Genomic DNA, 13,466 nt, shown 5'->3' with positions numbered 1-13,466 from the left:
CTGTACTACAGCATAAAACAGCGCTGGCGGTGTGAGCCGGGCGGCGGTGTTTTGTAATGGATTAAATTTAAAACCAATTTACCTTATTCTTTTATTTCTGCTTCCGTGTGTTCGTCCGCAATTTTGGTGAACTCCTGCAGCAGTTGCCCCAGTTGTTGCAGCTTGGCTTGGCTAAAACGATCTTGCAGCAGATCATAGCGGTCGTCCACACGCGGACAGAAGCTTTCGTATAAAGATTCGCCGGTTTTGGTAAGTTTCAAATAAACCCGACGCTGGTCGTTGGAGGGTTTGAGCCGCACCACATAGTCCATTTTTTCCAGCCGGGTGAGGATGCCGGTGAGGCTAGGGCGCAAAATACAGGCTTGAGCGGCCAAGTCTTGAAAATCCATGGTGCCGTTTTCGGCCAGCAGGCGGATGATGCGCCATTGCTGATCGGTAATGCCGATTTCGTTGAGCATGGGGCGGAAATGCGACATCAAGGCTTCACGAGCCTGGATCAGCACAATATTGAGCGACATATGTTTGGAGGTGGTAACCATCATTATTTCCTTAGTAGATATTTTGTTTAATTTTGGTCGATTGTAACAGTAGAAACGGAGCAGCTTTATTCAGCTTAAAAGCTGTCTGTGATCATGACTTACGTTGGCCAGAACAGGACGGGAGAAGTAAGCCGTTTACTATAATCAAGGTATTTGCGTTGGTATAGGATGGCAGCATTGGTAAGAATGTGTTGCCATCATTAACAAGCAAAGTGCTATGACTGAAAAAATGAATCCGATGTTTCATTAAGGCGTCATTTATTTTTGAGTTATTTCTGTTTCATGAATGCATGAAGTTTGCATTTTACCTAAGCTTCTTTTCAAAATGAATAATAGGCATCAAATAAAATTGAATCGACACCAGAAAGATGTTGTTTTTGCCAATAGATGGGGTCAATAATGCGGTTAAATAGGACAAACGCATTATTTTTACTTGAATAAAGTAAGATTGCAAAGTCAAGCTACTCATTCAAAACGGCTATTTCATTGGTGTAATACATTTGGCAAAGCCAAGTAATAAATCATAGTAAGTCGGCAAGCTGAAGCCAATACATAAACAAACCCATGCATTTTTGCATGGGTTTGTTAGCATTAGCTGCGGTATTTCTGCAACTGGCTGCTGATTTTGGCCATTTTATCCTGCAATTCGGCCAATTCGGCGCGGTCTTTTGCGACCAGATGTGCCGGGGCTTTGTCGGTATAGCCCGGCTTTTCCAGCTTGGCGCTGATTTTATCCATCGCTTTTTGCAGTTTTTCCGCTTCTTTGCTCAAGCGGGCGGTTTCGGCGACTTTGTCTACTTCCACTTTCAGCAGCAGGCGTGCGCCTTGGCACACGGCCACCGGGGCATCTTCGCTTTCAGGCAGTGTTGCTACCAGTGAAGCTTCGGTGAGGCGCGCCATCATCGGCACATAGGGCAGCAGTTCGGCCAATTCGCTGCCGCCTTCCACAAACAAAGGCGCTTTGATGCCGGGTGCCAAGCCCATTTCGCCGCGCAGGTTGCGCACGGCACCAATCAGGTCTTGCAGACGCGCCATTTTGTCTAAGGCTGCCTGAACAAAACGCGCCGGATTTGCCACCGGCCACGCTGCCAGCATAATGCTGCTGCTGTGTTTGGCATTGGCCAGCGGGGCGATGGTTTGCCACAGGGTTTCGGTTATAAACGGCATAATCGGGTGCAGCAGGCGCAAAATCACTTCCAGCACGCGCACCAAGGTGCGGCGGGTGGTGCGCTGGGTGGTGGGACAGCCGCCTTGCAATTGCACTTTGGCCAGCTCCAAATACCAATCGCAGTATTCGTTCCACACAAATTCGTATAGCGTTTGCGCGGCCATGTCGAAGCGGTAGGTGTCCAGCGCTTCGGTGACGGCGCTTTCCACTTGTTGCAGGCGCGAGATAATCCATTGGTCGATAAAGCTGTAGGCCAGTGGGGCGCTTTCGTCTTGGCCGCAATCGTGGCCGTCTACATTCATCAGCACAAAGCGGCTGGCGTTCCACAATTTATTGCAGAAGTTGCGGTAGCCTTCGGCGCGTTTGAAGTCGAAATTGATGCTGCGCCCTAAGCTGGCGTAGCTGGCCATGGTGAAGCGCAAGGCGTCGGCACCGAACACGGGAATGCCCGCAGGAAACAGCTTTTCAGTGTCTTTTTTTACTTGCGGGGCGCGCTCGGGGCGGCGCAGGCCGGTGGTGCGCTTAACCAGCAGATTTTCCAAATCAATGCCGTCGATCAAATCCACCGGATCGATCACATTGCCCTCGGACTTGGACATTTTTTTGCCTTCGTGGTCGCGCACCATGCCGTGGATGTACACGTCTTTAAACGGCACCTTGCCGGTAAAGTGGGTGGTCATCATAATCATGCGCGCCACCCAGAAGAAGATGATTTCGTAGCCGGTAACCAGCACATTGCTGGGCAAAAAGGCTTTTAATTCAGCGGTGTCGTTTGGCCATCCCAGCGTAGAAAACGGCACCAAGGCGGATGAAAACCAGGTGTCGAGTACGTCTTCGTCGCGGGTGAGGACAACACCGACACCGGCTTGTTTTTGTGCTTCGTTGTGGTTGCGTGCCACATAAATACGGCCGTTTTCATCATACCAGGCCGGAATTTGATGCCCCCACCACAATTGGCGCGAGATGCACCAATCTTGGATGTTGTTCATCCATTGGTTGTAGGTGTTGACCCAGTTTTCGGGGATAAAACGCACTTGGCCGCTGTCGACCGCGTGTTTGGCTTTTTGCGCCAAGCTCATGCCGGTAAATTCACTTTCCGGCTCGGGATGGGCGCTGTCGCACGGGGCGGCATTCATGGCCACAAACCATTGGCTGGTGAGCATGGGCTCAATCACGCTGCCGGTGCGATCGCCCTTGGGCGTCATCAAGGTGTGGGGTTTGACTTCGGCCAGCAAGCCTTGCGCTTCGAGGTCGGCCAGCATTTGTTTGCGTGCGGCAAAGCGGTCCAGCCCGGCATAGGCTTGGGGCAGCGCAAAGCCGCTTTGTGCTTCGCCGCTAAAGCTGAATACTTCGGCTGCGGCCAATACTTTGGCGCTTAAATCGAAAACATTGATTAAAGGCGTGCGGTGGCGTTTGCCCACTTCGTAGTCGTTAAAGTCGTGCGCGGGCGTGATTTTGACGCAGCCGGTGCCAAAGTCTTTTTCCACATATTCGTCGGCAATCACGGGAATGCGGCGGCCGGTGAGCGGCAGCAGCAATTCTTGGCCGATAAGATGGGCATAGCGTTCGTCTTCGGGGTTCACCGCCACGGCCACATCGCCAAGCAGGGTTTCCGGGCGGGTGGTGGCCACAATCACGGCTTCGGCAGGGTTGCTGGCCAGCGGATAGCGGATATGCCACATTTGGCCTTGCTCTTCCACGCTTTCCACTTCCAAATCAGACACCGCCGTGCCCAGCACCGGATCCCAGTTCACCAAACGTTTGCCGCGGTAAATCAGCCCTTGTTCAAACAGGCGCACAAACACTTCGTTCACCACGGCGGCGCGGCGCTCGTCCATGGTGAAGTATTCGCGCGTCCAATCTACCGAGCAGCCCACGCGGCGCATTTGCTCGGTGATGGTGCCGCCGGACACGGCTTTCCATTCCCACACTTTGTTTAAAAACGCTTCGCGCCCCAAATCGTGGCGCGACACGCCTTGCTCGGCCAATTGGCGCTCCACCACGATTTGAGTGGCAATACCGGCGTGATCGGAGCCGGGCACCCAGCACACGTTTTCGCCTTTCATGCGGTGGTAGCGGGTTAGGCCGTCCATAATCGTTTGGTTAAAGGCGTGACCCATGTGCAGGGTACCGGTGACATTGGGCGGTGGCAGCTGAATGGAAAACGCGGGCTTGCCCAAATCCATGTGCGGCTGGAAATAGCCTTGCTGTTCCCAATGTTGGTAGTGGGCGGTTTCGATATCGGCGGGGGAGTATTGGCTGTTTTGCATGGTGAACTTATGGTGGATAAATGCAGAAAAATAAAGGCGGATTATAGCGCAAATCAGCTTTAAAGGCTGCCTGAAAGGGTTTCAGGCAGCCTTTGTGCAGATGTGGGGATATTGCAATTTAACGCAATCGGAAACTGGCACCTGTGGCGTCTTCTTGGAAGCGCGCCTCAACCGGATAGTTGCCGTTGCGGCACTGAATCAGCCAGATTTCCTGCCACATGCGGTTGCCCACTTTGCCTTTGGGCTGTGCTTTGAGATAAGGCCGGGCATCTTTTGGTTCTTGGCAGCCTTTGGTGCTGGCCAATATCACTATTTGCGGCAATACGTCGCTCACCAATTTGTCATTGGCCAGTGTGCCGGCTTGTATGGCGCCGGCGGGCATGGATTGGGCGAAGAGGGTGGCGGAGGCAAACAGGGCGCAAACGGGGAGTAGGGTTTTAATGGTCATGTGCGGTCTCCTGGCGGGTTTTAAAAGTAAGACAAGAGCGCCTAAGACAAGAGCGCCTGTTTATGCTGTTGGGTGATGCGGTTTCCCGCCCATAACGCACAAACAGGCTTTCAAGATACACCATTGCGGATGCGGCACCAAGTGCCGTATGTTCATTTCCGCTTTCAGGCAGCCTTGCATATTACCCATACCAAACGGCTTTACTGCGGCATCATCCCTTTCATGCCTTTGGCCATGCGCATCAGTTTGCCCATGCCGCCTTTGGTGAGCGACTTCATCATTTTTTGCGACTGCTCAAATTGCTTAAGCATTTTATTCACTTCTTGCACGCTGGTGCCCGAGCCTAAGGCAATGCGGCGTTTGCGGCTGGCTTTGATTAAGGCGGGGTTGGCGCGCTCTTTGGCGGTCATCGAGTTGATGATGGCCTCCACTTGGCCCATGGCTTTTTCGGCGGTGCCTTCGGGTACTTGTTTGGCCATTTGCCCCATGTCGCCCGGCAGTTTGGACATAATCGATTCGATGCCGCCCATATTGCGCATTTGCTGGATTTGCGCTTTAAAATCGTTTAAATCGAAGCCTTTGCCCTTATGCAGCTTTTTGGCCATTTGCTGGGCGGTTTCTTCGTCGATGCCTTTTTGCACGTCTTCAATCAGCGACAGCACATCGCCCATGCCCAGAATGCGGCTGGCCAAGCGGTCGGGGTGAAACGGCTCCAAGCCGGTGATTTTTTCGCCCACGCCGATAAATTTAATCGGCTTGCCGGTGATGTGGCGCACCGACAAAGCGGCACCGCCGCGCGAATCGCCGTCCATTTTGGTGAGAATCACGCCGGTGAGCGGTAGCGCTTCGTTAAAGGCTTGGGCGGTATTCACCGCATCTTGGCCTTGCATGGCGTCGACCACAAACAGGGTTTCCACCGGATTGATGGCGGCGTGTACAGCCTTGATTTCGGCCATCATCATTTCATCAATCGCCAAACGCCCGGCGGTGTCCACCATCAGCACATCGTAAAAATGCTTTTTGGCGTAGTCCAGCGCGGCGGCGGCAATCGCCACCGGCTGCTGGCTGATGTCGGACGGGAAAAAATCCACCCCCACTTGCCCGGCCAGCAGTTTCAATTGCTCAATCGCCGCCGGGCGGTAAACGTCGGCCGACACCACCAGAATTTTCTTTTTGGTGTGTTCGGCTTTGAGCAGGCGCGATAATTTGCCCACGGTGGTGGTTTTACCGGCACCTTGCAAACCGGCCATTAAAATCACCGCCGGCGGCACTGCGGCCAGATTAAGGCTGCTGTTTTCTTTGCCCATCAGCTCGGTGAGCGCTTGGTTTACCACGCCGATAAAGGCTTGGCCAGGGGTGAGGCTGTCGGTGATTTCCTGGCCTACGGCGCGTTCTTTTACATTGGCCACAAATTGCTTCACCACCGGCAGCGCCACATCGGCCTCAAGCAAGGCCATGCGCACTTCGCGCAGGGCGTCTTTAATATTGTCTTCGCTTAGGCGCGCTTGGCCGCGCAGATTTTTGCTGATCTGGCTGAAACGGTTGGATAAATTGTCGAGCATAATCAAGTCCGCCTTAAGGCTGTTATAAGGGCGAGGCACACGGGCGTGTAGGCTGCCTGAACAAGGCCGCCACTTCAGGCAGCCTTTTTGTTAAAATGAAATCTTGCCGCGCTTGCGGCTGCCTGTTTTTGAACAGCAGCGAGCGCAAAGGCGTTTATTTTACACTACGCAAACCGTTTGCGGCACGCGTGTCTTGTGGAAAAGCATTTATGAATTCCTTGCTGTTGGTACTGGCCTTGTTGTATGCGGTGTTGGCGGTGTGTGTGTGGCGGTTTTGGCGCCGCTACGCTGCCGAGCATTACCCCTTGCGCACCGAATTGATGGTGCTGGTGCCGATTTTATTGCTGCACACTTCGGTGGTGTGGCTGCCGGTGTTGCATGAGCGCACGCTGGCGATTGGTTTTGGCGATGCGCTCACGGTGGTGGCATGGCTGATGGTGTTGCTGTATTGGTGTGGCAGCTTTTTTTATCCGCTGAAAGGCCTGCAATTGCTGCTGTATCCGTGTGCGGCGCTGTCGATGCTGTTGGCGGCGGTGTGGCCGGGGCAGCATATGGGCTATTCGGTGCACAATCTGCCGTTTATGCTGCACATCAGCGCGGCCTTGCTGGCTTACGGTTTGTTTGGCATCACCACTTTGCTGGCGGTGTTGATGCTGGTGCTCAACCGCCAGCTGCACCGGCGCAAAATGTCGGCGATGATGGTGTCGCTGCCGCCCTTGCTGAGCATTGAAAAACTGATGTTTCAAGGCTTGTGGGCGGGCTTTGTGTTGCTGACGGTGGCGGTGGTGAGCGGCACTTTTTTTGCCGAAGCCGTGTTCGGCCAGCCAGCGGCATTCACTCATAAAACCGTGTTCGGCGTGATTTCGTGGCTGATTTATGCGGTGATTCTGTTTAAACACCACACCCAAGCTTGGCGCGGCAAGAAGGCGGCGCAATGGATGCTGGTGGCGTTTGCCTGTCTGATGCTGGCTTATATCGGCAGTAAATTTGTGTTGGAGATTGTGTTGCAGCGCATGGTTTAAAGATGGCGTTGTTCAATACACAAAAGGCTGCCTGAAAACTTTTTCAGGCAGCCTTAATTGCTGTTTGTCGTTGGATTGCTTTAATGCGTTGCCGGTACCGGGATGATTTCGGTTGTTGCGGCTGGTGTAGCTTGGCTTTGCAGCCATTTGACGATGTCGCTACTCAAGGTATTGGTGGTGCGGTCAAGTACACTGCACGAGCTTTTGAAAGCGCCGCCAATGCCGCCGGTGGAGCGGCGGCTGATGTGGGTTTCGCCATCGGGCTGGCCGTTGGTGTAGCGGTTAACTTGAATGTCCACCGATTTATAGTGGCCGGTAAAGGCATTGCCATAGCTGCGCACATCGGTAATCATCACTTCCACGCGGTTGGGCTGGCTGGCCGCATCGGCACTGCTGATTAATGCCAGATTGCGTTTTTTCGCTTCGGCGGCAATGGTGTTGGCGAAATGGCTGCCCAGCTCGGTGCATTCGTTGGCAATGCGGTCGGCCACTTTGGCCGGATTTTGGTAGAGGATGTGCTCAACAATTAGGTGGTTTGTGCTTGAGCGGCGGCGCTCAGCAAAAGGCCGCCCACCAAAGCCGACAGCGCATGTGTATTTAAAGCCATTTTATGTTCCCTTTAATTTTAATTGCTTGGGGTTGCCTCGGTGATTGGTTTAAATATCCACTTGCGCCGTTAGGGCATTGGTTTCGATAAAGGCACGGCGCGGTTCGACTTCGTCGCCCATCAGGGTAACGAATACTTCGTCGGCGGCGATGGCGTCTTCGATGCGCACTTTCAGCAGGCGGCGCACTTTCGGATCCATAGTGGTTTCCCACAATTGCTCGGGATTCATCTCGCCCAAGCCTTTGTAGCGCTGGATGCTCATGCCTTTTTGCGCGGCGGCCAAGAGCTGGTTGAGTGCTTGGTCGAAGCGTTTAATCGGTGTGCGCTGCTCGCCTTTTACCAGCTCGGCATTGTCGCCCACTAAGCCGCTGAGCATACGGGCGGTTTGGCGCAGGATTTGGTGCGCTTTGCCGTCGGCAAATTTCTGGTCGATATAGCTCACCGCCACATTGCCATGCAGCTTGCGGGTGATTTTAATCAGCAATTGGCCATGCTCGGTGCGCACGCGTTCCAGCGCGATATCGGGGTTGTGGATGTGGGCGCTGATGGCGGCAATGGCGGCATCTACGCTGCTGTCGCTGCCCAAGTCCAAATCGGTATCGGCATCAAGCAGGGCGCTGAGCACCACTGGGTCGATTAGGCGGCTTTCGCGTTCAATCACGCTGCGCGCCAGCAGGTATTGTTTGGCGATTTCGGCCAAGGCGTTGCCTTCCAATACGGTGTTGCCGGAAACAATTTGCGCTTTGTCCAAGGCCAAGCCCAGCAACCACTGGTCTTTTTCAAATTCGTCTTTCAGGTAGCGTTCCTGTTTGCCGTGGCGGGCTTTGAATAAGGGGGGCTGGGCGATGTAGATGTGGCCGCGCTCTACCAGCTCGGGCATTTGGCGGTAGAAAAAGGTGAGCAGCAGGGTGCGGATGTGGGCGCCGTCTACGTCGGCATCGGTCATGATGATGATGCGGTGGTAGCGCAGTTTATCGGGGTTGAATTCTTCTTTGCCGATGCCCGCGCCCAGTGCGGTAATCAGGGTGGCCACTTCTTGGCTGGCGAGCATTTTTTCGAAACGGGCTTTTTCCACGTTCAAAATTTTGCCCTTCAGCGGTAAGATGGCTTGGAATTTGCGGTCGCGCCCTTGTTTGGCCGAGCCGCCGGCAGAGTCGCCCTCCACCAGATACAGTTCAGACAAGGCCGGGTCTTTTTCTTGGCAGTCGGCCAATTTACCGGGCAGGCCGAGGCCGTCCATCACGCCTTTGCGGCGGGTAATTTCGCGCGCTTTGCGTGCCGCTTCGCGCGCACGGGCGGCGTCGACGATTTTGCCGGTGATGATTTTGGCTTCCACCGGGTTTTCTTCCAAAAATTCGGTGAGCGCCTGGCTGATGATTTCGTTAATCACCGGGCCGATTTCGCTGGAAACCAGTTTGTCTTTGGTTTGCGATGAGAATTTGGGGTCGGGCAGCTTTACCGACAGCACGCAGGTGAGCCCTTCGCGCATGTCGTCGCCGCTGGTGTCGACCTTGGCCTTTTTGGCCACTTCATTGGCTTCGATATAAGCGTTGATGGTGCGCGTCATCACTTGGCGCAAGGCGGTGAGGTGGGTGCCGCCATCGCGCTGGGGAATGTTGTTGGTGAAGCACTGCACGCTTTCTTGGTAGCTGTCGTTCCACTGCATGGCAACTTCCACGCCCAAGCCGTCTTTTTCGCCATTGGCGTAAAACACTTTTTCGTGCAGGGCGGTTTTGCTGCGGTTCATGTATTGCACAAAGCCGGCCACGCCGCCGGAAAAGGCGAAGTTTTCATGGCGACCGTCGCGTTTGTCGGTAAGCTCGATGCCCACGCCGTTGTTGAGAAACGATAATTCGCGGATGCGTTTGGCCAAGATGTCGAAATGGTATTCCACCAGGCCGAAGGTGTCGGTGCTGGCCAGAAATTGCACGCGGGTGCCTTTTTTATCGGTGGGGCCGACCACTTTGAGCGGCGACACCACGTCGCCACGGGCAAATTCAACAAAATGCTCTTTGCCGTCGCGGTAGATGGTGAGGCGCAGCCAGTCGGATAAAGCATTCACCACCGACACGCCCACGCCGTGCAGGCCGCCGGAGATTTTGTAGCTGTTGTTGTCGAATTTGCCGCCGGCGTGCAGGATGGTCATGATCACTTCGGCCGCCGAGCGCCCTTCTTCGGGGTGGATGTCGGTGGGGATGCCGCGGCCGTTGTCTTCGATGGTGATGGAGTTGTCGGAATTGATGGCCACGGTGATGGTGTTGCAATGCCCGGCCAAGGCTTCGTCGATGGCGTTGTCGAGCACTTCGAACACCATGTGGTGCAGGCCGGTGCCGTCTTGGGTGTCGCCAATATACATACCGGGACGCTTGCGCACCGCGTCTAAACCTTTGAGAACTTTAATGCTGTCGGCGCCGTAATCGGCAGGTTGTTGCTGTGTCATAAAGGGGTCTTTTCTGTTGCGCCGCCAAACAGGGCGACTGCCTGAAACAAACACGCCATTATATCAGAAAATGGCTTAGTTTTCAGTACAGATAAGCGCCGTTGTCTTGAGTTGGGTGGGGTGAAGTGAAGGTGGAATAGGGCTGCCTGAAAGATTGGCGATCTGCAATTTGTTTTCAGGCAGCCTAATTGATGTGCTGGGGGCTTAGGTGTTGCTGGCGTGGGTGGCTTCGGCAAGTGCTTTCAGCTGCTGCAATGTGATGGGCAGACCTTTAATCCATTTGCGGCCCCAGCAATCTACTGAGCAAAGGTTTTAGCAGGCCGCCAAAGCGTGCCCGGTGTAGAATCAGGGTGCCATTTTTCGTGGGGGTAAGCTCATGTTCAAAATCCAAGCGGAAAAGCAAGGTTTTGCTGGTGGCGGTAAATCTGCGATTTAATGCAAAGGCGGTAATTTCGATGGGCACGGTTTTGCCTTTGCTGGGGGTGAGGCTACCTGTGGCACCCAGCGCCAAGCCCGGATTAAGCTGTGCCGTTTTGGTGTCTGGATCCCAGCGGTGCCAGTTGGCGACATCTTCATAAATTTTAAAAATCACGGCGGCGGGTGCGGTGGTGTGGATTGCTGAATCAAATTCGGCAATAATGACGGGGTTTTAAGGTTTCAGGTAGCCTTGGATCTTTAAAACCCGGTGCATAAAAAAGGCTGCCTGAAAATGTTTTCAGGCAGCCTTTTATCAAATCATGGCGCAATTTTTGGTTTTAAATCCGCATCGGCATCACGATGTATTTGAAATTGGGATTATTGGGGATGGTGAACAGGGTGGAGCGGTTAACGTCGCCAAAGGCCAGTTGCAGGTCGTCGCTGTGTACGTTGCGCAGCACGTCCATCAGGTAGTTGATGTTAAAGCCCACTTCCAATTCGTCGCCTTGGTAGGCGATTTCCAGCTCTTCACGGGCTTCTTCCTGTTCGTTGTTGCTACAGGTTACGCTGAGCACGCCCGGTTTGATGTGCAGGCGCGCGCCGCGGAATTTTTCGTTGGCCAGAATGGCGGCGCGCTCCAGAGCGCCCAAAAGCTGGGTGCGGCCCACCAAAAACAGCTTGTCGTTGTCCAGCGGAATCACGCGGTTGTAGTCGGGGAATTTGCCGTCCACCACTTTGCTCACAATCACGGTGTCTTGGCAGCGGAAGCGCACTTGGTTGTTGAGCAGCTCTACGGTAACCGGCTCGCCGGGGTGGTTGAGCAGTTTAAACAGCTCTAATACGGTTTTGCGCGGCAAAATCACTTCGGCGCGCGGCAAATCGGCGTTGATGGTGGTGGCGGAAAAAGCCAAGCGGTGGCCGTCGGTGGCCACCAGGCGCAGTTGGTCGCCTTCGGTTTGCATCAGCAAGCCGTTGAGATAATAGCGGATGTCTTGCACGGCCATGCCGTATTGCACTTGCGACAGCATTTCTTTTAGTGCTTCTTGCGGCAGGGAAAAGGCGGCGCTCACGTCTTCGCCCACGCTCATCAACGGGAAATCTTCGGCGGGCAGGGTTTGCAGGTTGAAGCGGCTTTTGCCGGCTTTTAAGGTGAGGCGGTTTTGCGCCCAATCCAGCGACACCAATGCGCCGTCGGGAAGGGCGCGCAGGATATCTTGCAGTTTTTTGGCGTTGGTGGTGATGCGGAAGTTGTCGGCGCTGCTTTGCGGGCCGGCGGTGTTGATTTGGATTTCCAGATCGGTGGCGAGGATGTTGGTTTGGCCGCCGCTGTTTTCCAATAATACGTTGGACAAAATCGGCAGGGTGTGGCGGCGCTCAACAATGCCGGTAACGGCTTGCAGGGGCTTGAGCAATGTGTCGCGTTCGGCTTGTAAAATCAACATGGTGTATCCCTCTGAGGATGGTTAATTTTTAATTAAAATCAATAGTTTTTGGTAGTCGCGCTCGGTGTCTGGGCTTTCTTTGCGCAAGTCGGCAATGGTTTTGACGGCGTGCATCACGGTGGTGTGGTCGCGTCCGCCAAAGCTGCTGCCGATGGCCGGTAGGCTTAGGCTGGTGAGCTCTTTGGTGAGCATCATTGCCATTTGCCGCGGCCGCGCAATATTGCGGGTGCGTTTTTTGCCGGTCAAGTCGCCGATGCCGATTTTGTAATAGCCGGCCACGGCTTCCATAATCATTTCGGTGGTAATCACTTTATAGGCGCTGGCCACCAGGTCTTTTAGGGCGTGGGTGGCCAGGTCGATATTAATCGGCTTGCCGGTGAAGCGGCTGCTGGCTTCCACGCGCTTGAAGGCGCCTTCCAAATAGCGCACGCTGCCTTGAATGTGTTTGGCGATAAAAAAGGCGGCGTCTTCTTCCAGTTTTACGCCAGCCAGTTGGGCTTTTTTCTGCAAAATAGCCACCCGCATTTCAAATTCCGGCGGCTCTAGGCGCATGGTAAGCCCTTGTGAAAAACGGGTTTTCAGGCGCACATCCATGCCGTCGATGTTTTCAGGTAGCTCATCGGAGGTGAGGATAATCTGTTTTCGCTCGTTGTAAAAGTGGTTGAAGAGATAAAAAAACTCTTCCATGGTGCGGGTTTTGTCGGCAATAAACTGCACGTCGTCCAAAATCAGCAAGTCGTATTGCTTGTATTTTTGTTTGAGTGCGTCGAAAGTGTTGTTGCGTGCGGCGTTCATCACGCTGCGCAGATAATCTTGGCCGTGGATATAGGCCACTTTGGCCTTGGGCTGCAATTGCAGCAAGGTGTGGCCGATGGCCTGCACCAAGTGGGTTTTGCCCAAGCCCGGGCTGCTGTAGAGAAAAAACGGGTTGTAATGGCCGCCGGGGTTTTCGGAAATGCTGCGCGCCACGGCCACGGCCACTTCATTGCCTTTGCCCACCACCAAGGTGTCGAAGGTGAATTCGGGCGATAGGCGCTGGGCATCGCGTTTGGCGGGGGTGGTGTTGTCGTCTGGCACTGCGGCGTTGGGTGCGGGTATTGCTGTGGGCGCCGGTGTGGCTGGCGTGGCAGATGAGCTTTGGGCTTGCAGGTGTTTGCCGATGATTTGCTCGGCGCTGGGTGCTTGTTTGGCGGTGGTATTGACCGCAGCGGGCGCGGCATTGCCGGCAGCTTCCAAGCGCAGGCCCTGGCCGATTTTTAAAGCTAAATCAGGCGCATCGGCAGGTGCTAGCTCGGCTTTGGCTGCCTGAATGTGCGGCCAGAATTGTTTTTTCACGTGGCCGAACAAAAAATTGTTGGGGGTGTACACCAGCCACTGGCCGTTTTCTTCGCCCACGGTCAGCGGTGCTATCCACATGCTGTATTGCTGGGTAGACAGCTGCTGCTTGAGGTGCTGGAGGCATAAAGGCCAAAATTCTGCGATGGTCATGCTGTGGCGGAGGTTTCGTGTGGGTGCGGCGTGAAGGCCGCGGGGTTGGGCTGATGCGGGATG

10 protein-coding genes are annotated in these 13,466 nt (G+C 54.4%); 1 reads left to right on the top strand and 9 read right to left on the bottom strand.

The genetic code is table 11. The features are described from left to right. Positions 1-83 precede the first annotated feature (83 nt). The 4 genes from hpaR to ffh form a co-directional block, all read right to left on the bottom strand. Positions 84-539, bottom strand: a complete 456-nt coding sequence (hpaR, locus tag JQU52_RS00050; RefSeq protein ID WP_230340607.1) for a homoprotocatechuate degradation operon regulator HpaR — start codon at positions 537-539, stop codon at positions 84-86. 591 nt (positions 540-1,130) lie between these two features. Further along, positions 1,131-3,977: a valine--tRNA ligase gene (locus JQU52_RS00045; protein WP_230339188.1), complete on the bottom strand. Its 2,847-nt coding sequence runs from the start codon at positions 3,975-3,977 to the stop codon at positions 1,131-1,133. A 118-nt stretch (positions 3,978-4,095) separates the two neighbouring features. Beyond that, positions 4,096-4,425: a hypothetical protein gene (locus JQU52_RS00040; RefSeq protein ID WP_230339187.1), complete on the bottom strand. Its 330-nt coding sequence runs from the start codon at positions 4,423-4,425 to the stop codon at positions 4,096-4,098. 200 nt (positions 4,426-4,625) lie between these two features. Beyond that, positions 4,626-5,987, bottom strand: a complete 1,362-nt coding sequence (ffh, locus tag JQU52_RS00035) for a signal recognition particle protein (RefSeq protein WP_230339186.1) — start codon at positions 5,985-5,987, stop codon at positions 4,626-4,628. A 209-nt stretch (positions 5,988-6,196) separates the two neighbouring features. Between ffh and JQU52_RS00030 the strand changes: the two genes are divergently transcribed. Further along, positions 6,197-7,009, top strand: a complete 813-nt coding sequence (locus JQU52_RS00030) for a cytochrome C assembly family protein (protein ID WP_230339185.1) — start codon at positions 6,197-6,199, stop codon at positions 7,007-7,009. A gap of 80 nt (positions 7,010-7,089) precedes the next feature. On the opposite strand, the gene JQU52_RS00025 is transcribed toward JQU52_RS00030, so the two are convergent. From JQU52_RS00025 to dnaA, 5 genes are all read right to left on the bottom strand, one after another. Then, entirely contained in the window at positions 7,090-7,500 is a 411-nt protein-coding gene (locus JQU52_RS00025) for a hypothetical protein (protein WP_230339184.1), read from the bottom strand. Between the two features lie 165 nt (positions 7,501-7,665). Continuing rightward, positions 7,666-10,056, bottom strand: coding sequence for a DNA topoisomerase (ATP-hydrolyzing) subunit B (gene gyrB / locus JQU52_RS00020; RefSeq protein ID WP_230339183.1), 2,391 nt, complete (start codon positions 10,054-10,056; stop codon positions 7,666-7,668). Positions 10,057-10,327: 271 nt separating this feature from the next. Next, the gene (locus JQU52_RS00015; RefSeq protein WP_328301445.1) at positions 10,328-10,693 is read right to left on the bottom strand and encodes an SRPBCC family protein; all 366 of its coding nucleotides are present in this window, start codon (positions 10,691-10,693) and stop codon (positions 10,328-10,330) included. A gap of 118 nt (positions 10,694-10,811) precedes the next feature. Then, positions 10,812-11,915 (bottom strand): DNA polymerase III subunit beta, encoded by a 1,104-nt coding sequence (dnaN, locus tag JQU52_RS00010; protein WP_230339181.1) that lies wholly within the window; start codon positions 11,913-11,915, stop codon positions 10,812-10,814. A gap of 21 nt (positions 11,916-11,936) precedes the next feature. Then, a complete protein-coding gene (gene dnaA / locus JQU52_RS00005) occupies positions 11,937-13,403 on the bottom strand; it encodes a chromosomal replication initiator protein DnaA (RefSeq protein ID WP_230339180.1) in 1,467 nt (488 codons plus the stop codon). Between the last annotated feature and the right edge of the window lie 63 nt (positions 13,404-13,466).

It is taken from the genome of Paralysiella testudinis (assembly GCF_016894345.1).
GTDB lineage: Bacteria > Pseudomonadota > Gammaproteobacteria > Burkholderiales > Neisseriaceae > Paralysiella > Paralysiella testudinis.
This window is presented reverse-complemented; position numbering and strand designations above follow the sequence as displayed.